Annotated in this window: 22 protein-coding genes; 5 read left to right on the top strand and 17 right to left on the bottom strand. The window is 72.3% G+C overall.

The genetic code is table 11. From position 1 onward, the window contains the following. Positions 1-51 precede the first annotated feature (51 nt). Complete coding sequence (locus K7854_RS11575; protein ID WP_226026329.1) at positions 52-885, top strand: PIG-L family deacetylase; 834 nt, start codon at positions 52-54, stop codon at positions 883-885. Between the two features lie 45 nt (positions 886-930). On the opposite strand, the gene K7854_RS11570 is transcribed toward K7854_RS11575, so the two are convergent. Next, positions 931-1,497: a TetR/AcrR family transcriptional regulator gene (locus K7854_RS11570; RefSeq protein WP_226026328.1), complete on the bottom strand. Its 567-nt coding sequence runs from the start codon at positions 1,495-1,497 to the stop codon at positions 931-933. A gap of 119 nt (positions 1,498-1,616) precedes the next feature. Between K7854_RS11570 and K7854_RS11565 the strand changes: the two genes are divergently transcribed. Next, entirely contained in the window at positions 1,617-2,759 is a 1,143-nt protein-coding gene (locus K7854_RS11565; RefSeq protein WP_226026327.1) for a saccharopine dehydrogenase NADP-binding domain-containing protein, read from the top strand. A 3-nt stretch (positions 2,760-2,762) separates the two neighbouring features. Here the strand turns inward: K7854_RS11565 and K7854_RS11560 are convergent, their stop codons facing one another. After that, the gene (locus K7854_RS11560; protein ID WP_226026326.1) at positions 2,763-3,671 is read right to left on the bottom strand and encodes an alpha/beta hydrolase; all 909 of its coding nucleotides are present in this window, start codon (positions 3,669-3,671) and stop codon (positions 2,763-2,765) included. Then, a complete protein-coding gene (locus K7854_RS11555; protein ID WP_226026325.1) occupies positions 3,668-4,225 on the bottom strand; it encodes a quercetin 2,3-dioxygenase in 558 nt (185 codons plus the stop codon). The genes K7854_RS11560 and K7854_RS11555 overlap by 4 nt, the downstream gene beginning before the upstream one ends. A 109-nt stretch (positions 4,226-4,334) precedes the next feature. On the opposite strand from K7854_RS11555, the gene K7854_RS11550 reads away from it, so the two are divergent. After that, positions 4,335-4,796 (top strand): MarR family winged helix-turn-helix transcriptional regulator, encoded by a 462-nt coding sequence (locus K7854_RS11550; protein WP_226026324.1) that lies wholly within the window; start codon positions 4,335-4,337, stop codon positions 4,794-4,796. 72 nt (positions 4,797-4,868) lie between these two features. Here K7854_RS11550 and K7854_RS11545 read toward each other — a convergent pair whose 3' ends face one another. From K7854_RS11545 to K7854_RS11505, 9 genes are all read right to left on the bottom strand, one after another. Further along, on the bottom strand, positions 4,869-5,795 hold the full coding sequence (locus K7854_RS11545; RefSeq protein WP_226026323.1) for an endo-beta-N-acetylglucosaminidase H: 927 nt from the start codon (positions 5,793-5,795) through the stop codon (positions 4,869-4,871). 153 nt (positions 5,796-5,948) lie between these two features. After that, positions 5,949-6,524, bottom strand: coding sequence for a snapalysin family zinc-dependent metalloprotease (locus tag K7854_RS11540; RefSeq protein WP_226026322.1), 576 nt, complete (start codon positions 6,522-6,524; stop codon positions 5,949-5,951). Positions 6,525-6,647: 123 nt separating this feature from the next. Beyond that, entirely contained in the window at positions 6,648-8,033 is a 1,386-nt protein-coding gene (locus K7854_RS11535) for a cellulase family glycosylhydrolase (protein ID WP_226026321.1), read from the bottom strand. Positions 8,034-8,339: 306 nt separating this feature from the next. Next, the gene (locus tag K7854_RS11530; RefSeq protein WP_226026340.1) at positions 8,340-9,563 is read right to left on the bottom strand and encodes a Gfo/Idh/MocA family protein; all 1,224 of its coding nucleotides are present in this window, start codon (positions 9,561-9,563) and stop codon (positions 8,340-8,342) included. Positions 9,564-9,687: 124 nt separating this feature from the next. Further along, positions 9,688-10,845: an ROK family transcriptional regulator gene (locus K7854_RS11525; RefSeq protein WP_226026320.1), complete on the bottom strand. Its 1,158-nt coding sequence runs from the start codon at positions 10,843-10,845 to the stop codon at positions 9,688-9,690. A gap of 94 nt (positions 10,846-10,939) precedes the next feature. Then, on the bottom strand, positions 10,940-12,439 hold the full coding sequence (locus K7854_RS11520) for a glycoside hydrolase family 36 protein (protein WP_226026319.1): 1,500 nt from the start codon (positions 12,437-12,439) through the stop codon (positions 10,940-10,942). 68 nt (positions 12,440-12,507) lie between these two features. Next, positions 12,508-13,857 carry an ABC transporter substrate-binding protein gene (locus K7854_RS11515; RefSeq protein ID WP_226026318.1) on the bottom strand — a complete coding sequence of 450 codons (1,350 nt, stop codon included), beginning with the start codon at positions 13,855-13,857 and terminating at the stop codon, positions 12,508-12,510. A gap of 36 nt (positions 13,858-13,893) precedes the next feature. Continuing rightward, positions 13,894-14,844, bottom strand: coding sequence for a carbohydrate ABC transporter permease (locus K7854_RS11510; RefSeq protein WP_226026317.1), 951 nt, complete (start codon positions 14,842-14,844; stop codon positions 13,894-13,896). Positions 14,845-14,854: 10 nt separating this feature from the next. Further along, positions 14,855-15,808 carry a carbohydrate ABC transporter permease gene (locus K7854_RS11505; protein WP_226026316.1) on the bottom strand — a complete coding sequence of 318 codons (954 nt, stop codon included), beginning with the start codon at positions 15,806-15,808 and terminating at the stop codon, positions 14,855-14,857. A 202-nt stretch (positions 15,809-16,010) separates the two neighbouring features. Between K7854_RS11505 and K7854_RS11500 the strand changes: the two genes are divergently transcribed. After that, the gene (locus K7854_RS11500) at positions 16,011-16,292 is read left to right on the top strand and encodes a DUF1905 domain-containing protein (protein ID WP_226026315.1); all 282 of its coding nucleotides are present in this window, start codon (positions 16,011-16,013) and stop codon (positions 16,290-16,292) included. 11 nt (positions 16,293-16,303) lie between these two features. Here K7854_RS11500 and K7854_RS11495 read toward each other — a convergent pair whose 3' ends face one another. Next, positions 16,304-17,266, bottom strand: a complete 963-nt coding sequence (locus K7854_RS11495; protein ID WP_226026314.1) for a DUF3500 domain-containing protein — start codon at positions 17,264-17,266, stop codon at positions 16,304-16,306. 399 nt (positions 17,267-17,665) lie between these two features. Here K7854_RS11495 and K7854_RS11490 point away from each other — a divergent pair, with 399 nt between their 5' ends. Further along, on the top strand, positions 17,666-20,014 hold the full coding sequence (locus K7854_RS11490; RefSeq protein ID WP_226026313.1) for an esterase-like activity of phytase family protein: 2,349 nt from the start codon (positions 17,666-17,668) through the stop codon (positions 20,012-20,014). A gap of 82 nt (positions 20,015-20,096) precedes the next feature. On the opposite strand, the gene K7854_RS11485 is transcribed toward K7854_RS11490, so the two are convergent. From K7854_RS11485 to K7854_RS11470, 4 genes are all read right to left on the bottom strand, one after another. Continuing rightward, positions 20,097-20,834 carry a VOC family protein gene (locus K7854_RS11485; RefSeq protein WP_226026312.1) on the bottom strand — a complete coding sequence of 246 codons (738 nt, stop codon included), beginning with the start codon at positions 20,832-20,834 and terminating at the stop codon, positions 20,097-20,099. Between the two features lie 38 nt (positions 20,835-20,872). Further along, complete coding sequence (locus K7854_RS11480; protein ID WP_226026311.1) at positions 20,873-21,160, bottom strand: DUF6355 family natural product biosynthesis protein; 288 nt, start codon at positions 21,158-21,160, stop codon at positions 20,873-20,875. Between the two features lie 182 nt (positions 21,161-21,342). Then, positions 21,343-22,680: a hypothetical protein gene (locus tag K7854_RS11475; RefSeq protein ID WP_226026310.1), complete on the bottom strand. Its 1,338-nt coding sequence runs from the start codon at positions 22,678-22,680 to the stop codon at positions 21,343-21,345. 115 nt (positions 22,681-22,795) lie between these two features. Next, complete coding sequence (locus K7854_RS11470; protein ID WP_226026309.1) at positions 22,796-24,019, bottom strand: saccharopine dehydrogenase family protein; 1,224 nt, start codon at positions 24,017-24,019, stop codon at positions 22,796-22,798. Positions 24,020-24,027: the final 8 nt, after the last annotated feature.

Here is a 24,027-nt window from a genome sequence, read left to right as displayed (position 1 = left end):
GCCGTGCCCGCCGTACGCAAGCGATATCTGTGTCCGCAGGAGGACTTTTCCATGACGAACCGACCCCTGACACTCATGGCCGTGCACGCCCATCCCGACGACGAGGCCACCGGAACGGGCGGCGTCCTGGCCCGGTACGCGGCCGAGGGCGTCCGCACGGTACTCGTCACCTGTACCGACGGCGGTTGCGGTGACGGACCGGGGGGTGTCAAGCCGGGCGACGAAGGGCACGACCCGGCCGCTGTCGCCGCGATGCGCCGTCAGGAACTCGAGGAGAGCTGCGAGGTCCTGAAGATCAGCGATCTGGAGATGCTGGACTACGCCGACTCCGGGATGGCGGGCTGGCCGAGCAACGACGCCCCCGGGTCCTTCTGGCGTACCCCGGTGGCGGAAGGCGCCGCGAGGCTCGCGGAACTGATGCGGCACTACCGGCCCGACGTGGTCGTCACCTATGACGAGAACGGCTTCTACGGCCACCCCGACCACATTCAGGCGCACCGCATCACCATGGCGGCCCTGGAGCTGACGGAGCTGACGCCGAAGGTGTACTGGACGACGGCGCCCCGCTCGATGATGGGGCGTTTCGGTGAACTCATGCGCGAGTTCGAGCCGGACATGCCGGAGCCGGACCCGGCCGAGGCCGCCGCGATGGCGGAGATCGGGCTCCCCGACGACGAGATCACCACCTGGGTGGACACCACCGCGTTCAGCGGTCAGAAGTTCGACGCGCTGGCCGCGCACGCCAGTCAGGGCGAGAACATCTTCTTCCTCAGGATGGGCAAGGAGAGGTTCGGTGAGCTGATGGGCATGGAGACGTTCGTACGGGTCCGGGACACCACCGGCGCGGCCGTACCGGAGAACGACCTCTTCGCCGGACTGCGCTGACCCGTCCGCCCGGCGGCAGGGGGCCGGGCCGCCCCCTGCCGCCGCTCAGGTCTCCGCGAGGGCGTCCCGCAGCCGGCCGGTCACCGCGTCCAGGCAGCTGCCGAAACTCGTCCGCCCCTCGGCGTCGATCCACTGCCGGAATGCGTGGCCGAAGGCCACCGTGGCGAGCTGAGCGACGAGTTCGGCCGTCTCGGCCTCGACCTGCCGCTGGACCAGGGCGTCGCGGAGCGCCCGGGTGACCGCGGCCGCCTTGGTCCGTTCGCGTTCCTGCAGCTCGGGGCTGGCGTCGATGACCGCCCGGCGCTCCGCCACGTCCTGCACCTGCTCCAGGAGCCGGGTGCCGACGCGGGACAGCGCGTCGAGGGCGGCGGCGAGCGGAGCCGCGTCCGGGTCCGCCGCGAGAACCGCTTCCGCCAGCGCCGGGGGCAGCCGCTCCGAACCGCCGAACAGGACCTCGCGCTTGTCGGGGAAATAGCGGAAGTAGGAGCGCCGGGTGAGCCCGGCCCGCTCGGCGATGTCCGTCACCGTCACGTTGTCGTAACCGTGCTCCAGGTAGAGCTCCAGAGCCGCCCGTTTCAGGCGCTGCTCGGCACCTGGATCCCACCTTGCCATGGGTCGACCCTAACAAATGATGTCTCACTGTGTCGTCGGTGCTAGCCTGAAGTCATGGCACGGTGTGTCATCACTGGGGCCCGACCCCGGTGCGGACCTGAGCAGGCAGGGGCGTGCGCATGACCGAGACCGGCAGGACGAGCGGAACGAACAGTGGGACGACGAGCGGGACGGCGAGCGGGGACCGGGCCGGCGTCGAGGTGTGGATCGTCGGGGCGACCGGCCGGGTGGGCCGGGGCGTGGCCGCGCGACTGGCCGAGCGGGGGCTGACGGTCGTACCGGTCGGGCGCAGCCGGGAGCGGATGGCCGCCGCCGGTGCCCGGGCCGGTCTGCCCGCGGACGCGAAGGTCGTCGTGGCCGACTCGGCGGAACGGATCGCGGACGAGATCGTCCGGGGACGCCCGCGGGTGGTGGTGAACACCATGGGCGCCTACGCCACCACGGCGCCGGTGATCGCCCGCGCCTGCATGTCCGGCGGCGGCCACTACGTCGACCAGGCCAACGACGTGGGCTCCGTGCAGGGGCTGCTCGCCCTGCACGACGAAGCGGTACGGGCGGGCAGCACCCTGGTCACCGGAGCCGGATTCGGGGTGCTGGCGACGGAGGCGGTGGTGGCGAAGCTGTGCGAGCAGCGCCCCGCGCCGCACCGGGTCCGGGTCGACTCCGTCGCCTCGGTGGCCGCCGAGGCGGGCGTGCTCGGCACGGCCCTGGCGGCCAGCATCGTGGACGCGCTGGTCGCGGGCGGGCGGCGCTACGAGAACGGACGGCCGGTGGCCGCGCGCCTGGGCGCCGACCCCCGGCGACTCACCTTCCCGGACGGGACGTCCGCCAAGTCGGCGGGTGTCGCGTCGGGAGAGCTGGTCGCGGCGCACGCGGTCAGCGGGGCACCGTTCGTCACCGCCACGTCCGCCCTCGCTCCGACCACCCCGCTCGTGCGTGCCCTGCTCCCGCTGCTGGGCCGGGTGCTGTCCGTCCCGGCGCTGCGACGCCGGGCCGTGAGCCGGCTCGGCCGCGTCACGACCAAGGCCGCGCCCCGCCCGCGCGAGCACTCCTGGGGACACGCCGTCGTGGAGTGGGCCGACGGCGCCCGGCGCGAGGGATGGCTCCGTGCGGGCGAGGCCATGGACTTCACCACGGACGTCACCGCCACGGTCACCGAACTGCTGGCCGGCGGCGACGGCAAGCCGGGGGCCTGGACGCCGGCGGCCGCCCTCGGGCCCGCCCTGGCGACCACCGCCGGTGGCGTCTTCGTACTCGACTGACGCTCACCGGGCCCCGGCGTCCGGCCGGGTGAAGTCCTGGGCGAACCGCAGCGACTGGTCGAAGATCTCCTCGACCCGGGCGGCCGGCAGACCGTGCCAGCCGTGGTCCGCGCCGGGCACGGTGCGCAGACGCACCGGCGCGCCCAGCTCGTCCAGCCGCCCGGCGAGATCCCGGCTGTGCGAGCACGCGACCATGGTGTCCTCCTCGCCGTGGACGAGCAGGATGGGGGGCGCGCCCGGATGGGCGTGCGCCAGGGGGCTGGCCTCCCGTGCGCGGTCCGGGCGGTCTGCCGGGGCGCCGCCCAGCAGCAGGGCCTCCGGCGTGCTGGACGACCGCGGATCGAACGGGCCGCGGGCGGTGGTCAGATCGGCCGGCCCGTACCAGACGACGGCGGCGACCGGGGCCGGTCCGGGGCCCGGGGTGAGGGCCAGGAGGGAGGCCAGGTGTCCGCCGGCCGACTCGCCCCACACCACCGTGCGGTCCATGTCCAGGCCCAGCTCGGCGGCGCGCAGACCGAGCCAGCGCAGCGCGGCGCGGAGATCGTCGACGGGCGCGGGGAACGGCGCCTCGCCGCTGAGCCGGTAGTCGGCGCAGGCCACGGCGATTCCGGCCGCGGCGATCCGCGCGAACGGTCCGGGATCCCAGTCCCGGGTCCGCATGCCCATGTCGTCGCGGCGGCCGCGGAGCCAGGCACCGCCGTGCACGAACAGCACCAGGGGAAGTGTCTTCCGCCCGGTGTTCTCGGGCAGCCAGAGGTCCAGCTCCAGGGGCCGGCTCCCGGCGCGTTCGGCGAAAGGGACGCCCCGCAGCACCCGGCTCCCCGACGGGCAGCGGGCCGCGGGCGGCAGGGGAGCGAGGTCCGGATGGGGCGCGGCGATCAGCTCGCGCAGGGGGCGGTGCCCGGCGGTCACGGGGTGCGCCACTGGTGGTCGGGGAGGAACCGCACGTCGTACTCCCGGGGCACTGTGGCGAATCGTTCCGGCTCGGGCACATAGGGCTCGGGCGGCAGTCCCAGGGCCTCGGCGGGCGTGCCGAGGCTCTCGAAGAAGCGCTCGAAGGTGCGGCCCGGGCCGGCGGCGACGCCGACGACCTGGCTGTGGTGGCGTTCCATCCGGTAGGCGTGCCGGCAGTTCTTGGGCACGAAGCCGAAGTCGCCGGGGGTGAGCAGCTTCTCCTGCTGATGGCCCTCGGTGTCCTCGACGAACAGCCGGACCGCGCCCTGGGTGATGTAGAAGACCTCGTGGGTGTCGGTGTGCAGATGGGCCGGGATGATGTCGCCCTTGGGGCCCTCGACGGTGAAGAAGTTGAAGGTGTTCTCGGTCTGCTCGCCGCCGGCGTAGATCGTGATCAGGTCGCCGAACAGGTGGGCACGGTCTCCCTCGCCCTTCTCGATGAAGTACGGCTTGCCCGGTTCGGCGGGTATGCGCGAGGCGCGCCGGTAGCGTGTGGCGTACTCGATGGTCATGGCTCTCCCGTGTCGTCGCCCGTTCGATGTCAGGTAGCCTGACACAACGGGTCGCCGACCGCCAAGTGGGCCGACGGACCGGCCCACCGCCCACCCCCGTGAGGAACTGATGCATCCCGCCGACCGCAACCTCCCGCAGCTGCTGGGCGATGCCCGGCGCTGGTTCGACGAGGCCCTGCTCGCCGCTCTGCGGGAGGCCGGCGCGTCCCAGGTCTCCCTGACGCAGTTGGGCCTCTTCAGCGTGCTGGACGAGGACGGCACGACGGTCTCGGAGCTGGCCCGGCGGATGGGCGTCACCCGGCAGACCGCGCATCAGGCGGTGCACGGCCTGGTCCAGCTCGGACTGCTGGAACAGGCGCCCGACCCCGCCTCCGCCCGGCGGCGGCTGATCCGGCGGACCCCGGAGGGTCGGCGTGCCCATCAGCAGGCCGACCGCGTGCTGCACCGGCTGGAGCAGGCGCTCGCCGAGCGGATCGGCCGGGATGCGGTCGCCGCGCTGCGCGCCGCGCTCGAGGCCCCGTGGGGCCCGGCGCCGACCGGCGGCCCCGGGGCCGCCGGTCCGCGCCCCTGAGGGCGGGCGCCCGGAGCGGACGCCCGCCACGTGCCGTCGCGCGCCTGACATCGTTGTCGAAGCGTGCGCGTCCTACGGCGTGTAGACCGCCTCGCTGCCGTACAGCTCCCTGGTGAAGGCGGAGACGTCGGCGCTGCGGTCGCTGCCGTCGAGGTTGTACGTCAGATAGACGCCGTACCCCTCGTCGACGGTGCGCCGGGCGAGGTCGGCGGCCGTGCTCTGCGAGGTCCGGCCGATCTCGACGGCCGCCGGGGACAGCTGCGCCTTGGGCAGTGCGATGCCGGGGACCTGCCAGGTGCCGTAGTACGGGTTCCAGGCGTAGTCGAACTCGGCGGAGACGTCGACGCCGCCGTACGACAGGCGGGACGCGGCCGGGCCGATGTTGTAGAGGCTGATGATCTTGTCCGGCATGTTCGCGCGCAGTGCCGTCACCAGGTGCACGAACGAGCTGTCGTTGGGCTGGCCGGTGCCGTTGTTGCCGTACTCGGCGTACTCGTCGTCGAAGTCGACGCCGTCGAGGCCGTACTCGGCCACCGTGTCCGAGAGTTGCTTCGCGAACGCCGAAGCCGCCTGCTGGGACGGGAAGTTGGCGAAGCCGGCGCCCTGGTGGTTGCCCAGCACCGACAGCAGGACCTTGATGCCCTTCTGCTGCAACGGCCGTATCTGCGTGGCCGCGTTGTCGAGGACGCGCTGCACGTTCTCGTTGAAGTGCAGGTAGGCCGTCTTCGAGGCGGTGTCGTAGTTGATGTTCGCCGCGAAGATCACGGCGACGTCGAAGGCGTTGCCGCCCCCGTCCGCCAGTGTGTACTTGCCGACGTTGAGCATGCTGTTGTTGTTCACCTCGATGTAGGCCACCGAGGTCGGCCCCTGCTTCACGGGAGCAGGGGCCGCTGGGGCGCCGGTCGCGCCGGTCGCGGTGGTCGCGCCGAGGACGAGGGCCGCGGCGGCCGAGAGCGCGAGCGCCGCTGTCCGCGCTCTTGTCCGTACCAGAGAGAACATGGTCGATCGGTCTCCCAACACTGGGTCGGCGCTCCGCCTGTTCGGTGCGCCGAGCGAGTGCCCCGAGTCTTCCGCCGGGGGTCTGACCTCCCGGAAGTGTGCTCGGATTCTTCACGGCTTCCACGCACGGCGCACCCCGGCGGCCCCGTCCGGTCAGTCCTCGACGAGTACGGGCACCCGTTCCGCGACCGCCGACGGCGAACCGGCCGCCTCACCGAAGTTGTCCTCGACCTCCGCCTTCTCCGCCGCGTTCGGGTACGGGTTCGTGCACGCAGTGCCCGCAGTGGAGCCCGACATCAGGCTGGAGCACGGTCCCGGCTTGCGATCCGGCAGTCCCAGGATGTGGCCGAGTTCGTGGGACGAGATACGAACCGTGTCGTAGCCCTGGTCCACCGCCTGACGGCCGATCCAGACGGTGCCGTTGCCCAGGGAGGTGGTGAGCGCCCGCGGCCAGCCGTCGTCGGCCAGGACGCGGATGTTGGCCCGCTGCCCGGCCGTGGCCGGACGCAGTTCCGCGCCCTCGACGCTCTCGTTCCAGATCGCCGCGCCCCGGTCGACCGCGGCCCTGAACTCGGCGGAGCCGCTCGCGTCGTAGGTGAGGACCCGGGCCGCGGCCGGGACGCCGGCGGCGTCGGCCGACGGGACCGCGGCCACGGCCTCGCCGCTCAGCAGCGGCAACGACAGCAGTGCGGCCACGGCGAGGTGCCCGGTCAGTGTGCGGACGTGCATGCTCGACCTCCTTGTGGGGGAGAGGAGTCGTGTTCATGACACCTGCCTCCCTGCCCACGGGGCGCCGCCGTCAATCAGTCAATTCGCGCGGGGCCCCGGCCGGTTCCGGGGCCCCGGCCGGGGTCAGCTCGTCGGGAAGTTGTCGGCGGTGCTGATCCGGCTCTTCAGCAGAGCCCCGGACTCGGTCAGCACGCCGCTGCTGCCGTAGTCGGTGCCCTCGCAGGTGCCCGGCTTGAACGCCGCGCTGCCCTCGTCGGCGTCCGAGTACGTCCAGTTCGCGTAGCTGATCTTCAACTGGTCGAGCAGGTCCAGCCACGCGATGCTGCTCGTACGGTCCACCGCCCCGCCGCCGGTGGCGCTCACCGTGCCGAACTCGGAGACGAACAGCGGAAGTTGCGCGGCCGCCCGGCTCACCGTCGCGCGGTAGGCGTCCTTGTGGCTCGCGGCGTAGAAGTGGAAGGCGTACATGATGTTGGTCGCGTTCACGGGGTTGGCGACCACCTCGCTCTCGTCGGCGCCGTCCGAGACGCCCAGCGAGGACCAGCCGCGGGTGCCGACGATGACGACGGCGTCCGGGTCGGCGGCCCGGATCACCGGGATGACCTGCTCGGCGTAGCTCTTGACGGCCGTCCAGCTCACGCCGTTGGGCTCGTTGGCGATCTCGTAGATCACGTTCTTCTTGTCCGCGTTGCGGGCGGCCACGGAGGAGAAGAAGGTCTTGGCGCGGTCGAGGTTGTAGTTGGGGTCGCCCGGGGTCAGCGTGTGGAAGTCGATCACCGCGTACATGCCGCGGGCCTCGGCCATGTCGACCAGGGTGTTCACCCGGCCGGTGAAGCCCGCCGGGTCGGTCTCGTAGCCGTCCTCCTGCACGTACATGGCGATGCGCAGCAGGTCCGACTTCCAGTCCTGTGCCAGTGCGTCCAGGGACGCGTCGCTGTAGCAGGGGCCGAACCACTGGATGCCGTGCGTGCTCATGCCGCGGAGCTGTACCGGACGGTCGTACTGGTTGCACAGATGTACGCCGCAGACGTGCAGTTGTCCGTTGACGGCGGCCGGGGTGCCGGCCGCGGGCGGGTCGGTCGGGGGATCCGTCGGCGGCTCGGTGACGGAACCGGTGCAGGTCACGCCGTTGAGCGCGAAGGACGTGGGCGCCGGGTTGGCGCCGGTGAAGGACCCCACGAAGCCCAGGTCGGCCGACGCGCCGGTGGACAGCGTGCGGTTCCAGTCGACGCCTTGGGCGGAGACCGTGGAACCGGACTGTGACCAGGACGCGTTCCACCCCTGGACGACCTTCTGTCCGGCGTCCGGCAGCGTGAACCGGAGCGTCCATCCGCTGACGGGATCACCCAGGTTCGTGATCTTCACCCCTGCCTGGAAGCCGCCCTCCCACTGGCTGGTGACGGTGTATTCGGCCTTGCAGCCGGTCGCGGCCTGTGCCGGTGGTCCGGCGAGTGCTGCGAGGCCGATGGCCGATGCGACGGCCGTGAGCAGAGCCAGAAGTCGTTTCACCGGATTCCTCCCTCGATGACGCGAGCATGACAATAGGAGCGCGATGGGGCGCGACGGGATGGGATGGGGTGCATTATGGGAGCGCTCCCAAAGGCTTCGAGCCGAGACCGTACACCGGTGCGCCGGTGAGCGACAGGTGCCGGACCGGCCGACTGTGCGAGGAAGCCGTGGACCTGCTCGGGCGTCCGGGTGGTAGCGGCCGCTGCCGGCCCGCGCGCGGAACAGCGCCCGCGTCGGACCGCGGGCGACCGCCCCGAAGGCCCGGAGGGGGAGGCCGGGCCGGCGCGTTCGCGTGCGCCGCGCGGGTCAGCTCCGCGGCCCCCGGCCCGCGGGCCGTGCGGGCTGGTGCTGCCGGAAGTGGTCGACGATCGCCGCCGACGGCGGGCGTACGTCGACCGGGGTGCCGCCCGAGCGCAGCGAGGTCGTCGCGGCGACCGCGGCGGCGACCGCCTCGCGCGCGGCCACCGGCGAGGTGTCCGTGGGGCCGCCGGCGGCGGCGAAGCGCAGGAACTCGTCGACCAGCGCCCGGTCCGCGCCGCCGTGGTCGTCCTGGGACGGCGTGGGGACGGGGACGGTGAGGTCGGCGTCGCGCCGGTAGCCGGAGCGGTGCCGGTTCCACACCTGGATCGTCGCGGGGTCGCCCTCCATGCCGTCCCCGAAGTTCTCCAGGCGGCCCTCGTCCCCGATGACGGTGTAGTTGCGCCAGTAGTCCGGCGTGAAGTGGCACTGCTGGTAGCTGGCGAGCACGCCGTTGTCCAGGCGGGTCAGCATCATGCTGATGTCCTCGACGTCGACGACGGGATTCAGTTCCCGCAACGCGGACGGCGGCCAGACCTCCGGGTCGAACCAGTCGGGCATGCGCCCGCCCGCCGGGGCCGGGTCGCCGGCCCCGCGCCGCGGGTTGTCGCCGTACACCGCCAGGGCGCCCTGCGCGACCACGTTCCTGGAGTAGCCCCCGGCGAGCCAGTGGATCACGTCGAGGTCGTGGGCGCCCTTCTGCAGGAGCAGCCCGGTGGTGTTGGCCCGCTCGGCGTGCCAGTCCTTGAAGTAGTAGTCCCCGCCGTGCCCGACGAAGTGCCGGCACCACACGGCCCGCACCCGCCCTATCGCGCCGTCGTCGATCAGCTCGCGCATCCGCCGCAGCACCGGGAGATGGCGCAGGTTGTGACCCACGTACAGGCGGGTGCCGGAGTCGTGGGCGGCCTGGAGCAGCGCGTCGCAGTCCTCGACGGTGATCGCCAGCGGCTTCTCCACGAACACCGGGACCCCGGCGGCCAGGAAGAACAGCGCGGGCCGCGTGTGCACATGGTCCGGCGTGAGGACGAACACGGCGTCCAGCTCGTCGTCGGCCATCTTCTCGTAGTGCTCGTGCAGCGCCACGTCCGGTCCGAACAGGGCCCTGGCGTCGTCCCGGCCCCGCGGATCCGGATCGGCGCAGGAGACGACCCGGGCGACGCCGGGACGGTTCGCCAGCGCGGCCACGGGTGCGCGCTGGCCGACGCCGATCACGCCGACGCGCAGCTCCGGCATCGCTGTCTGGTCACGGTGGCTCACGTGCTGTCCCTTCGTTCCCGGCAGGGGAGGAGTGGTGGATATGCGGTGTTCGGGCGTGCCGGAGCGGTACACCGGGCCCCGGCTCCGGTGTGCCGGGTGCCTATCGGCGTGGTGCGGCCGGCGCCGAGAGCCCGTCGCCCAGCAGCCGGTCGTCGACCTCGTCCAGCGCCAGGCGCACCGCGCCCAGGGCGACGCTCTCGTCGCCGAGCGTGGAGGCGCGCAGTTCCGGCAGGCGCAGGCAGTGCTTGGTCAGTTCGCGGCGCAGCGGTTCGAGGACCACGTCGGCGGAGCGCGAGAAGCCGCCGCCGTAGACGACGACCTGCGGGTCCAGGGTCAGCACCAGCGCGGCCACCCCCACCGCGAGGTCGCGGGTGTAGCGGCGCACCGCGGTCCTGGCCTCGCGGTCGCCGTCCCGGGCCGCCTGGAAGACCCACGCGGCGGCCTCGCCCGGGGCGGCCGTGGCCGGGATCCCCGGGCAGGACTGGAGGTGGTCCGGAGCCGTGAGCCAGCGCACCGCCTTGAGGGCGCCGATCTCCCCCGCGGCGCCGCCGTGGCCACGGCGCAGGGTGCCGTCCAGGATCAGACCGGCGCCGGTGCGCAGTCCGGCGAGGAGGAAGACGATGTCGTCGGCGTCCTGTGCCACCCCCTTCCAGCGCTCGGCCACGGCGGACAGCTTGCAGTCGTTCTCCACCCGGACCGGGCAGGAGAAGCGGGTCGCCAGGTGGGCGACCGGATCGGCCTCGGTCCAGCCGGGCAGCGGAGTGGACAGGCTGGTCCGCCCCGCGGCGTCGACCGGGCCGGTCACCCCGACCGTCAGCGCCCAGACGTCGTCCGGTGTCTTGCCGGTCGCCCGGAGCACGTCGTCGATCACCCCGTCGACCTCCGCCAGCCGTGCCGCGGGCGGCGCGTCGGGGTCGACCGGCCGGCGCAGCGTCCGTACGAGGTTGCCCTCCAGGTCGCTGAGGACCGCCAGCACCTTGTGCACACCGACGTCGATGCCGAGCACATGGCCGGCGTCGGCCCGGAACCGGTACCGGCGGGCGGGGCGCCCCACCACGCTGCCGGCCCCGGGCTCCTGCACCTCCGCCCAGCCCTCGGCGACCAGCGCCTGCACCAGTACGTCCACGGCGGGACGCGACAGACCGGCCCGGCCCGCGAGTTCGGTGACCGTCGACGGGGGGTTGCCGCGCAGCGCCCACACGATGGTCAGCTGGTTCATCTCGCGCATCCGGGACAGATCTGTTCCGGTCGTCGCCATGCTTGGTCACTCCCTGCGAGGGTTGCCGTGCGCGCCGCTGGATAATGCTGAGGAGTTTACTAACTCGGTTCGGCGGACGCGTTCGTGCCGGAGGTCAGGCGATCGGATACCGCTGTTCCGTCTCCGGGGAGACGGCCGGGGTGAGATCGACCTCCCGTCCGTCGAGGGCGAAGCGGTACCGGCCGAGCCTGTCCACCACCGGTCGTGCCTCCAGATAGGCGGTCATCGCTCGCAGCTCCTCGGGGCGCAGCCACCCCGGCGGGTCCGAGACCGCCCGGAACCCGCACACGTCGGCGAGATCGCGCAGCCACCGCTGCTGCTGTTCGGTGAGCAGGTTGAGGCGGCTGCGGAAGTACACCACGTCCGGGTCCACCTCCAGGAGCGGCTTCTGCCAGAGCCGGTGCACCGTGTTGACGACGGCGTTGCGGGCCAGCGCGTCAGAGGGGTCCTGGGTGGCGTAGTGCTCCCACATGGGGGCGACGTCCGGGCCGCTGCGCACCCCGTCGGCCAGGCCCAGCGACGGCAGCAACGGCGCCCCGCTGGCGAGCAGGTACACGTCGGGGCCCGCCGCCTCGCGGATGATCCGCAGCCCGGTGCGGTACGCCTCCTCGCGGCCGACGTCCGCCGACCGGGCGCCGGGCACCGCCCCGGCCTGCAGGAAGTCGAGCTTGAGATAGGTGAAGCCCCACTCCCCGACGACCCGGTGAACGATCCCCCGCAGGTGCTCCTGCGCGGCGGGGGAGGTGAGGTCGAGCGCCCAGTATCCGGTGCCCCAGTTGTGACCGGCGACCACGGGGGCCCCGTCGTCGCCGCGCAGCAGCAGCTCGGGCCGCTCCCGGGCGGTGCGCGAGGCGGGGTGGACGATGAACGGCGCGAGCCAGAGCCCGGGCCGCAGACCCGCGTCGGCGATCCGCCCGGCCAGGGCCCGCATCCCGGCGGGGAACTTGGCGTTGGCCTCCCAGTCGCCCACCGCCTCCTCCCAGCCGTCGTCGACCTGGACGACGTCGAAGGGCAGACCGCGCAGGGCGGCGATGTCCTCGGCGAGCCGTGCCTCGGTGATGTTCTCGTAGTAGGCGTACCAGCTGCACCACACGTTGCCGGCGCGTCCGCTGCCGCGTCCCATGTGTGCGCCGAGATGGCGGGCGTAGTCCGTGAAGACCGTGTCCTCGTCGCCGTAGGCGAGGAACCAGGGGGCACCCGCGCGCTCGTACCACCCGGCGAGCGTGTCCCGGTCAGCCGACAGCCGGGGTACGTCGAGTCCGAGCGCGCCGAGCAGCAGCACCCGGCCGTCCGCGCCCTGCAGGGCGGCGACGGCGGAGGAGTGGTGACGCGCGGGATCGTCCCACACGGGGTCGTCCGCCGTCAGCCGGCGCTCGGGGCTCTCGATGCGCAGCGGTTCGGCGGAGAGCCGGCGCCAGCCGCACGGGCTCCAGGAGTTGTGGCCGTGACGGTAGAACAGCGCGTCGCCGAGACCGTGCAGCAGGGCCACCCGGCCGGGCGGCAGCAGCAGACCGCCGTCGACGGGCTGAGGTGGGGCTTCGCCTTCGACCTCGACGGCGAAGTCGCGGTCGCCGAGGTCAACGAGCCGGGCCATGTGTCTCCTTGCGTTGCGGTGGGTGGTGGTGCGCCGGGTGAACGCCCGCGCCGGGCGGGTCGGGACGGCTATCGGAAGAGGGCGTTCACCTTGTCGTTCGCCGCTTCCAGGGCATCTTGCGGCGAGGTCTGACCGAGGATCGCCGACTGGATGGCGTCCTGGACGAGGGGATCGATCTCGGTGCCGTGCTCGGTGATGGGCAGCAGGAACGTGCCGTCCTTCGCCGCGACGGCGTCGGTGAAGACATGGACGTCCTCGCCCCTGGCCCGGTGGGCGGCGAGCGCCTTCTCGGTGGCGGACTTGAGCGCGGGGAAGACCACGGCCCGCTTCGCGACCAGGTTCTGGCAGTCGGCCGAGGCCAGGAACTTCACCCACTTCCAGGCCTCCTCCTTGTGCTTGCTGCCCGCCCAGATGGCGTCCGAGAGACCGTTGACGGCGCTCTTGCGGCCGGCCGGACCGACCGGCATCGGCGCGAAGGCGAACTGCTGCTTCAGCTTCGGACCGGTGTAGCTGGAGATGGCGTAGGAACCCGCGACCGTCATGGCGCCCTTGCCGGCCGCGAGCAGCTCGGAGTTGGCCATCTTCGACTGCTGGTCCAGGCGCGGTGCGTACCCCTTGTCGATCAGGTGCTTGAACCAGGAGATGGTCTCGACCAGCTTGGGATCGTCGTAGCGGTAGTGCGTGCCCCACGGGTTCTTGTCCAGGTACTGGAAGCCGTTGGCGGCGGCGAACTCGCCCCAGCCGTTCTGCCCCTGGGAGCCGTCGGCCCACTCCGGCAGGAAGCCGTAGACCTCGACGTGGTCCTTGTCGAAGCCGGGGTCGAGACCGTTGCGCCCCTTGTCGTCCAGCGTCGCTCTGGCGATGACCTGCTCCAGGGTGCCGCCGTCGGAGGGGTTCCAGGTCAGCTTCGCCAACCGGCCGGCGTCCATGCCCTGCTCCTCGAGCATCGCCGTGTTGTAGACCAGCCCCACCGTGTCCCAGTCCTTCGGCAGGCCGTAGCGTTTGCCGTCCTTGACCCAGGGCTCGGTGAGGCCGGCCTGGTAGCCGGAGAGGTCCACCCGGTCCCGCTCCACATAGGGCTGGAGGTCCAGGACCTGGCCGCCGGAGACGTAGGTCGCGGAGTAGGTGGACTGGTTCGTCCACACGTCCGGGGCGTCGCCGGACACCAGCTCGGTGGTGAGGTTCTGCCAGTACTGGGTCCAGGCGGTCTGGGTGAACTCGACGGTGATGCGGGGGTTGGCGCGGTGGAAGGCGGCCGCGCAGTCCTGGTAGGCGGGCAGCTGCCGGTCGTCCCACAGCCAGTAGTCGAGGGTGACGGAGCCGTCGGCCGCGTCGTCGTCGCTGCCGCAGGAGACGAGGGTGGCCGAGGCGGCCAGGCACAGCAGGGCCGCGCCGACGCGCTGGCGCAGGGATGTCATGGGTGAGGCCTCTCTGGCTGGTGCCGCGTGCTGGGCTTATTTGACGCCGGTGAAGTTGAGCGACTCGACCAGACGCCGGCCGAGCAGGATCAGCAGGACCAGGACGGGCAGCACCGACAGCGTCGAGCCGGCCATCAGCCCCGTCCAGTCGGGCGAGGTGTTGGGCGACTGCTGCTGGAAGATGCCGAGCGCCACGGTGAGCACCCGGGTCTCCTCGTCCCGGCCGGTCAGCAGCGGCCACAGGTAGTCCTTCCAGGCCCACACGGTGGTGGTGAGCCCGATGGTCAGCAGCGGGCCGCGGCTCATGGGCAGCACCACCCGCCAGAACAGGCCCCAGGCGCCCACCCCGTCGAGGACCGCGGCCTCCTCCACCTCGCGGGGGATCGACAGGAAGAACTGGCGCAGGAAGAAGATGGCGAACGGCGTCATCAGCACACTCGGCGCGACCATGCCGGCGAAGGTGTTGAGCCAGTCGAGGTTCTTCACCAGGACGAAGTTCGGCATGACCGTGAAGATCGGCGGCACCATGAGCGCGGCGATCAGCACGCCGAACACCGCGTCGCGGCCGGGGAAGCGCAGCCTGGCAAAGGCGTAGCCGGCCATGGCGCAGCACAGCGTCTGCAGTACGGCGATCAGACCGCTGTAGACCACGGAGTTGAGCAGGTAGCGCAGGAAGTCCACCTGCGCGCCCGACCCGCCGGCGGCCATGGCCTCCTCCTGGCTGGTCAGGCCCAGGACCCGCAGGAAGTTGATCGTGGTCGGGTGCTGGGGGACGAGCCCGGTGGAGTCGGAGTAGAGGTCGGCCGCCGGGGTCAGGGCGGTGCGGACCATCCAGTAGAACGGGAAGACGGTCGCCACCAGCGCGACGACGAGCACCACCCAGGCGGCGACGCGTCCCGGCGAGACGGCTCTGCGGGTCCGGGGCCGGGTCCGGGCAACGCCCTTCGCTCCGGTCAGAGCCCGTGTCTGTGTCTGTGTCTGTGTCACGTCCGCCTCCTCAGGCCAGGTCCGAGCGGGAAGCGCGCAACAGGCGCATCTGCACCGCCGTCAGCACGCCGAGGATCAGGGCGAGCATCACGGCCACGGCGGAGGCGTAGCCCATGTGGAAGTAGGTGAAGGCCTGCTCGTAGATGTAGTAGTAGATGACCCGGGTCGCCCCCACCGGCCCGCCGCGGGTGGTCACCGCGATCGTGTCGAAGATCTGGAAGGAGCCGATCATCGACACCACCAGCACCAGAGCGAGCACGGGCCGCAGCAGCGGCAGCGTGATCCTCGTGAACATCCGGAACTCACCGGCACCGTCCAGGGACGCGCTCTCGTACAGGTGCTGCGGGATCTGCAGCATCCCGGCGTACAGCAGCAGCGCCGTGTATCCGGTGTACGCCCAGGTGTTGACGGCGGCGATGGACGGCATGGCCCAGTCCGGCGAGGAGAAGAAGCCGGTGGTGCCCATGCCGAGCGCGTTCAGGAGATGGTTGACGAAGCCGAGGTTGGTGTCCAGCAGCCACAGCCACAGGAGACCGACGGTCACGTTGGGCACGAGCCAGGGCAGCAGCAGCATGGCGCGCAGGGCCACCGAGCGGGTCAGCCGGTGCATGAGCGTGGCCAGGAGCAGCCCCAGCACGGTCTGCGATCCGATGTTGACCACGACGTAGTAGCCGGTGACCTTGAGCGCGTTCCAGAACTGCTCGTCGCTCACCAGGTCCCGGTAGTTCTCCGCGCCGGTGAAGTCCGGAGCGGCCAGGAGGTTGTAGTCGGTGAGCGAGTAGTAGACGCCGCGCACCGTCGGATAGGCGTAGAACAGCGCGAAGCCCACCAGCGCGGGCGCCAGGAACAGCCACGCCACCCTCCGGTCGTCGCGTCGCCGGCGCGGCCTGCCGGAAGCGGGTGCCCCGCCAGGGTCCGGGCGGGCGGGCCCCGGCGGTCGCGCAACTGCGGTGTGGGCACCCATGGTTCCCCTCCGAAGGTATCTGCGCCGCACCTCTTGCCAGTGGGGCACCGTGGTTACATATTGATGAGGTGAAGTGAAACTTTGTCAACGCTGCCGCATAAAAAAGGAACGGAGGCTGGCCTCGCCGGAGCGATGAGTTTTCCTGCCTGCCCCGGTCCTACCTGGTGACACCGGCAGAACTACCGAACAGGCGGTATCCGAGATGGACGAGCAGTTCACCGCGACCCTGCTGAAGAGCCCGGCCCAGGGCGGCTGGACCTACGTCGTGTGGCCCGAGTCGGTCGCCTGCTTCGGCACCCGCGGCCTGGTGAAGGTCCGGGGCACGATCGACGGTCATCCGTTCCGGGGTTCCTTCATGGCCCTGGGCGACGGCACGCACAAGCTGCCCGTGAAGGCGGAGGTCCGCAAGGCGATCGGCAAGGAGCAGGGGGACACCGTGACCGTCCGCCTGCTGGAGCGCGTGGACGCCCCGCACGCGCAGTAGACGGGGTGACGCTAGGCGTGCCGGTCCGTGTAGTGCCCCCGGAGCAGGTCGGCTCCCCAGTCGTGGCGGACGTGCCGCCAGACCGAGTGGGCGTGGTTGCCGCCGTCCTGGGTGTTGTCGTACTCGATCAGGAAATCCGGGGCGCGCACGCAGTAGTAGTGCCGGTCGCCGGGCTCGAGGCCGCCGGCCCAGGCGAAGGCGAGGGTGCTCAGCCCACGGCGCACGGCGTCGGACCAGCACTCCTGCCCGTACGCCGCGGGCGCGCGGTCGAGATAGCGGCGCACCAGACGCTCCAGGAGCCGCTGCTGCCCGGGCGCCATGCGGTCGTACGCCAGACCGTCCGGCAGCAGCCCCGGATCGGCGAACGGATCGGCCCGGGTCAGGATGTCGTCCGGCGGCGTTGCGGAGAAGACCGCCGACCTCCGCGCGGTGCCGTGCAGGCCCGTGACCAGCCGCCTGGCCAGGTCCTCCTCCGGACCGAGGAGCCGGTGGCCCGCCCGCGGGCCGGTGCCGATGCGAGCCGGTTCCGAGCCGACGAAGTGCGGCGTCACCCGGACCCCGGCCGCCGTGACCAGTACGTGGACGGCGAGATGGTGGCCGTTCATCCGCCAGCCCCAGGGCTCGTCACCGTCCGGGTCGCCGAGCAGCCGCACCCAGTAACGGTCCGCGCCCGGGGATCCCGGCAGGCCGCGACGGTGCCGTTCCACCTCGATCGCACCGCGCACCAGCTCAGCACCCGCCGCGCTGTGCGCCGTGGCCAGGAGCACGTCGACCGCCTCGCGCTGCCGGCCGTCGAGCCCGTCGGTGCAGAGCCCGGGACGCGGACCCGGCAGATAGGTCCACTCGCGCAGTTCCGGCGCGTCCAGCCGGCCGGGGGCCACGCGCAGCACACGCACCTGCTCCGGCTCCAGGACGGCGAGCAGCGCACGTGCCGCCTCCCGCATCCCCGAGGCGACGTCCGTCGACCCGTGCACGCCCACGCCGCTCCCTCCGCCGACGGAACCCATTCTGCGCGGTGTGCGCGGCGGTGTCATGCCGCGCACACCGGATCCGGACGGCCGCGCCACCGGTTGCCGCTCAGTGCGGTGCCGGTGCCGGGTCCACACCGCAGCCGGCGGTGAACAGCGACAGCGGGACGAACGGCAGTACTCGGCGCACGCACCCGTCCCTCCGCCGAGACCGCCCCGAGCGGCGTCCCCGCCCGACCGCCGCAGCGGGCGACCCCGAGCCCCGGGCCCCGGGCCTCCTGGGCTCCACCCCGAGCCTCGGGTTTCGGGCCTCCTGGGCTTCACCCGCCGTTCACCCACCGTCCTCGGAGCACTCGTCCGCGGCTGAAAACGTGCCCCGACGGAGTGGACCTGACCGGAGGAAAGATGTCCCCCAAGAGCAAGAGAACCCGCGCCGCACTGACCGCCCTGGTCGTGGCCGCCGGCACCCTGGCGACCACGGGAGCGGCGCAGGCGGAGCAGTCCCGCCCCGGGCAGCAGCAGCAACAGCTGCGGCGGCCGGGCCTGTTCGAGCGCACCGCCACCTACCCGGTCTTCCAGAACCGTCCGGCCGGTGAGGACGCGGCGGCCGGGACCGTCGCGGAGATATCCGCGGTCAGCGAGGACGGCCGCACCCTCGTCCACACCGACGCGGTGGCCCGGCGGATCGGCTTCCTGGACATCACCGACCCCGACCGCCCGCGCGGCCTCGGCACCCTGTCGCTGGCCCGGCTCGGCGACGCCGAGGACGAGCCGACCTCGGTGACCGTGGTGGGCCAGTACGTGCTCGTGGTCGTCAACACCAGCGTGAGCCACGCCCAGCCCTCCGGCCGGCTCGACGTGGTCTCCCTGCGCGACCGCGAGCGGGTGGCGAGCTTCGACCTCGGCGGCCAGCCCGACTCCATCGCGCTCAGCAAGGACAAGCGGTACGCCGCCGTCGCGATCGAGAACGAGCGGGACGAGGAGGCGACCCCGCCCGGCCGCGACGAGGGCGACCTGCCGCAGGCACCGGCCGGCTTCGTGCAGATCCTCGACCTGGGCCGGGGCGCCCCGCCCGCGCACTGGCGGACCCGGGCGGTTGCGCTGACCCGGGCCGACGGCCGGGCCCTGCCGGTGCTGGCCGAGGCCGGCATCACCGAACCGACGGACCCCGAGCCGGAGTACGTCTCTGTCAACGGCCGCAACCAGCTCGCCGTGACGCTCCAGGAGAACAACGGCGTCGTCCTCGTCGACCTGCCGACCGGCCGGATCACCAAGGCGTTCAGCGCCGGCACGGCCTCGGTGCGCGGCATCGACACCGCCGACGACGGCAGGATCGACCAGACCGGCTCCATCGAGGACGTCCCGCGCGAGCCCGACGCCGTCGGCTGGATCGACGACCGCTACCTCGCCACCGCCAACGAGGGCGACTGGCGCGGCGGTACCCGCGGCTGGTCCGTGTTCGACAGCCGCACCGGCAGGCCCGTCTGGGACGCGGGCAACGGCTTCGAGCGGCTCGCCGTCCGCCACGGCCTGCACAACGAGGACCGGGCCGGGAAGAAGGGCTCCGAGCCGGAGGGCATCGCGATCGCCGAGTACGACGGCGTGCCCTACGCCTTCGTCGGCTCGGAGCGCGACAACTTCGTCGCGGTCTACGACGTCAGCCGCCCCACCCGGCCGGTCTTCCGTCAGATACTGCCCGCCACCAACGGCCCCGAGGGCCTGCTGCCGATCCCGTCGCGCTCACTGCTCGCGGTCTCCAGCGAGGAGGACGACGCGGAGGCGGGTGTGCGCGCCTCGGTGAGCCTGTTCCGACTGGGGCGGGGCACCGCCCGCACCGCCTCGTTCCCCGGCATCGTCTCGGCCGACGACGCCCACGGCGCCCCGATCGGCTGGGGAGCGCTCGGTGCGCTGTCCGCGGTGCCCGGCAAGCCGCACCAGCTCTACACGGTCACCGACGCCGCGTACGCCACCACCCGCGTCCTCACCGTCGACACGGCCCGCCGCCCCGCGGTCGTCACGCGGGAGCTGACCGTCAAGGACTCCGCCGGCCGGCCCGTCGGCTATGACGCCGAGGGCATCCACGCCCGGCCGCAGGGCGGCTTCTGGCTCGCCGTCGAGGGCGGGACGGGCGCGGACAACAAGCTCGTCCGGCTCGACGCGGGGGGTGTGACCCGGCAGGTCGTCACGCTGCCCGCGGACGTCGCCGCGGGCCTCGGCAAGCAGGGCTTCGAGGGGGTCACCGCCACCACGGACCGGCGCGGCCACGAGATCCTCTGGGCCGCCCTCCAGCGCGAGGCCGAGGGCGACCCGGCGGGCGTCGTACGGCTGGGACGCTACGACGTGACCGCCGGCACCTGGAGCTGGTACGGCTACCGGCTCGAATCCACCAGCACGCCCGGTGACTGGATGGGGCTCTCCGAGATCACGGTGGTCGGAGACCGGCTCGCGGTCATCGAGCGCGACAAGCTCAACGGCCCGGCCGCCTCGGTCAAGCGGATCTACACCGTCGACCTGCCCGCGTCGGCGGCGCCCGACGGGGCCCTGCCGGTCCTGCCGAAGAGGCTCGCGCACGACGTGCTGCCCGACCTGCGGGCCACGAACGGCTGGACGCAGGAGAAGCTCGAAGGTCTCGCGGTGGGCGGTGACGGCCACGTCTACGCCGTCACCGACAACGACGGCCTCGACGACGCGACCGGAGAGACTGTCTTCCTGGATCTGGGCACGGACCGACGGGTCTTCGGCCGCCGCCGCTGACGCCCGGACGGGGAGGGTCCGGCAGGGTGCCCGGCCCTCCCCTTCCCGGCGGCCGTCGTCGAGTCGGCGCCCGCGCGGCGGGTCAGCCCCGGCCGAGGACGCAGAACTCGTTGCCCGCGGGATCGGCCATGACGACCCAGGAGACGTCACCCTGCCCCACGTCGGCCCGTGTCGCGCCGAGACCTTCGAGCCGGGCGACCTCCCTCGCCTGGTCCTCGACCGGGTCCGACATCACGTCGAGATGGATGCGGTTCCACACGACGTCGTCGTCCGAGGTGCGGCGGAATTCGAGGTAGGGCCCCACTCCCTTGGCGGAGCGCAGCAGAGCGCCGTCGTCGGTCAGCCGGTGGACCGTCCAGTCGATCGCCCCGCCCCAGAACCGGGCCATCTCCCGTGGGTCGGCGCAGGCCACGACCACCGCCGCGACAGGCCCCGTGTCCCGGTAGAGCTCGCGGGGCTCCAGGACGCTGAACATGTTGCCCTCGGGGTCCCTCATCACCGTCCACGGCATACCGTCCCCGCCCAAGTCGGCGTGCGTCGCCCCGAGTTCCTCCAGGCGGCCGACCAACTCCGCCTGATGGGCGTCGGAGGTGGTGGCCAGCTCGATGTGCACCCGGTACTTCACCGACTCCGGGTCCGGGACACGGACGAGATCGACGCAGACGGCGGACGGGTCCGGCCAGTCGAAGCCCGCTGGTTCCAGGTTGGTGACGCCCGGCCCTTCGCTCGACATGCTCCAGCCGAGCGCCTGGGCCCAGAAGCGGCCGAGCGCCGAGTCGTCCCGGGCCTTGAAGTTCACCTGTACGAGTTCCAACGTCATCCCGCACACCCTAGCGGCCCGGAACGATCGGGCGGGGTTCAGCAGGTGCGGCCGGTGTACCAGGCGCCGTCGATGTCTGAGCTGGAGCCGATCCACGTCACGCCGGGCCCCACGCACTGCTCACTGTTGGGCCCCCAGTCGTCGATCTCGATGACGATGTGCGAGCCGTCCGAGGTGCAGTGGTTGTAGTAGGCGTCGGAGGCGGTCTCGTAGAAGCCGCAGGGATTCGCTGCGGCTGGGCCGGCGCTCAGGGTGACCGCCCCGGCGGAGGCGAGCGCCAGGGCGAGGGAGGCGAGGGCGCTGGTCACGATACGACGAGGTGACAAGGTGAGCTCCGTTCAGTGGGGGACCGGCGGCCGAACTGCCCGTGTCCGTCGATCCGTTGCCGATGCGAGGCCCAGGGTTTCAGCTCCGCCGAGCCGTTTCGGTCCACGGAGGCGCCGTTCACCCGGCGAATCGATTCATTGCTGCGCCGATCAGTTGATCTCCGCCGGTTCACCCGACGGCGTCACCGGTCGCGGTGCCGTGACCGCCGGAGCCGGAGGCGCCGGGTGCGTCGGCCGGGAGCGGGGGCGCCGGGGTCGGACAGGCGCAGCGATATGCGGCGGCGTGCGACCAGGCCGACCACGATCAGCAGCAGGAACGGCAACCATGCGATCGCGTACGCGACGCCGTAGTGCCGGATGTCCAGGATCGACCGGTCGGAGTCGACGTCGCTGCTGTTGACGCCGAAGTACGCCAGCAGCAGCGCGGGCGGCAGCGCGATGAGCGAGCCGACGGCGATCACCGCGGCCAGCACCCGGTCCCGGTCCTCGGCGTACTGCTGGGAGGCCGTCTCGAGGTCGACGCGGCGCGTGGCGAGCACGGCGTTCACGCGCTCGACGATGCGGGAGGTGTTGGCCAGCGCGTCCGCCAGCGACGAGACGTCGCGCAACGACGAGTGGAAGCTCTCGACCAGCAGCTCCGGGATGAGGATCGTGTCGGCGTAGGCCTCGACGCTGAAGCTCAGATCGAGCTGGAGGTCGTTGAGCCGGCGCGAGAGCTGCCCGACCAGGGCGCGGGCGTCGTCCGTCGTCTCGACGGCCGCGGCCCGGTCGAGGTCCAGTGCCTCGAACGCCTGCCGCCGGATGCGGTGCACGGCCGCGACCGCGGTGAGGATGCCGGCGGCGGCCAGCCCGAACGCGTTCTCCACCGGCGGTGCGAAGCCGACGATCAAGGACACGCCCCTGCCGTGCGCGACCATGGTCTGCCCCGCGTTGTTCAGCGTCTCGGGCCGCCGAATGCCCAGTGTGGCGCCGGTGCCGCTGTCCAGCGTGCCGCGCAGCACGATGGTCAGCACGTCCTGGCCGACCGCGTCGCCGGGCACGTGCTCGGCCAGCAGACGCCGGGCGAGGGCCGCTCCGGGGAACACGCTCTGGTGGACGTTGCGCCCGAAGGCGAGCGGCGGCCGGCCGGCGGGCCGGTCCGGGATGCCGCGGGCCCGCAGGCGCCCGTCGAGCCACTCGGTCAGCGGCACGCCGTCGACGCGGGTGGCGGAGCGGTTCTGCCAGGTGGCGTACAGGGTTTCGGCGATCTCCGCCGAGCCGTCGGCGTCGTCCGCGATCTCCACGTCCACGAAGAGCAGCGGGTCCCGGCGCGGCGTGACGGCCAGGGTGATGGCCGCACCGTCGACCCGCACCGCGTTCGGCGGCAGCGTGATCTCGCGGACGCGCTCGTGCAGCACCAGCCGGGGCAGCAGCAGTTCGGCCGCCTCGACGTGGGCGGTGAACCGGCCGAGACCGAGCGCCTCGGACAGCGGGCGGAGCATCTCGTCGGGCACGTCCACCTGCGGCGTGAGGTGGTACATCAACAGCAGGCGGGTACGCGACCTGACAGCTGCGTCGGACCGTGGCACTACGTCCCCCTCCGGCAGACACCCGTGCGGGGCAGCAGCCTAGGGGTGCTGCCGGTACAAGTCCCGTTCAGACCTGCTCGCGCAGGCCCCAGGGCGAGCCGTACTCGGTGAGCAGGTCGAGGAACGGGCGGGCCGGCAGCGCCTCGGCACCGAGGACACCGGCGCCGGACCAGGCGCCGGTGGCGAGCAGTTCGAGGGCGACGACCGGGTTGACGGCCGTCTGCCAGACCACCGCCTGCGACCCGTACTCGCGCATGGACCACTGGTTGTCGACCACGTGGTACAGGTAGACCTCGCGCGGCCTGCCGTTCCTGGTGCCGGTGACCCAGGTGCCGGCGCAGGTCTTGCCGGTCATCCTGTCGCCCAGACCCGCGGGGTCCGGGAGGCACGCGGCGACCACGTCACGCGGCGAGACCCGCACCGGTCCGTCCTCGCCCCGCACGGTGACCGGGCCGGTCGAGTCCAGGCCCAGCTCGTGGAGGGTCTTGAGCCGGGCGATGAAGGCGTCTCCGAGGCCGTACTTGAACGTGACGCGCCGGGCGTCCACCCAGCGGGGGATCAGCAGCACCTCCTCGTGCTCCACGTTCACGCACTCCACCGGTCCGATCCCCTCGGGGAAGTCGAACACCTCCGGCTCGCTGAACGGGGCGGTGGTGAACCAGCCGCGGTCCCTCTCGTAGACCACCGGAGGGTTCAAGCACTCCTCGATGGTGGTCCAGATGCTGAAGGACGGGGCGAACTCGTAGCCCTCCACCCGCAGGTCGGCGCCGTCGCGGACGCCGATCTCATCGATCTCGTCGAAGAGCTCGTCCGCGGCGTACCGGGCGAAGACGTCGGACAGCCCCGGCTCCACCCCCATGCCCACCAGGGCCGTGCGCCCCGACTCGGCCCACCGCTCGGCCAGTTCGAACTGCGCGTCGCCGAGCTTGACACCGCACTCCTCGTACGGCCGAGCGGCGTGCGGAGCGGACAGCGACATGGCCATGTCCAGGTAGTGGGTCCCGGCGGCCAGGGCCGCCCGGAACAAGGGCATGACGAACCGCGGATCCGTGGCGTTCAGCAGGATGTCGCACCGGTGCTCCGAGAGCGCCCGCCGTACCGCGTCCTCGTCGGAGGCGTCGAGGCGCAGGGCACTGAACCGGTCCCCCTCTCCCGGCAGCGCGTCGACCGCCGCCCGTGCCCGGGAGTGGTTGTAGTCGGCCACGACCATGTGGGTCAGGAACCTCCTGCGGGCCGCGATCCGGGTGACGGCGGTGCCGACACCGCCCGCGCCGACGAGAAGCACGCGCATGACGGAGA

Source organism: Streptomyces hyderabadensis (assembly GCF_020404845.1).
Lineage (GTDB): Bacteria > Actinomycetota > Actinomycetes > Streptomycetales > Streptomycetaceae > Streptomyces > Streptomyces hyderabadensis.
The sequence above is the reverse complement of the archived record's forward strand: the minus strand, read 5'-3'. Positions and strand labels throughout refer to the sequence as shown.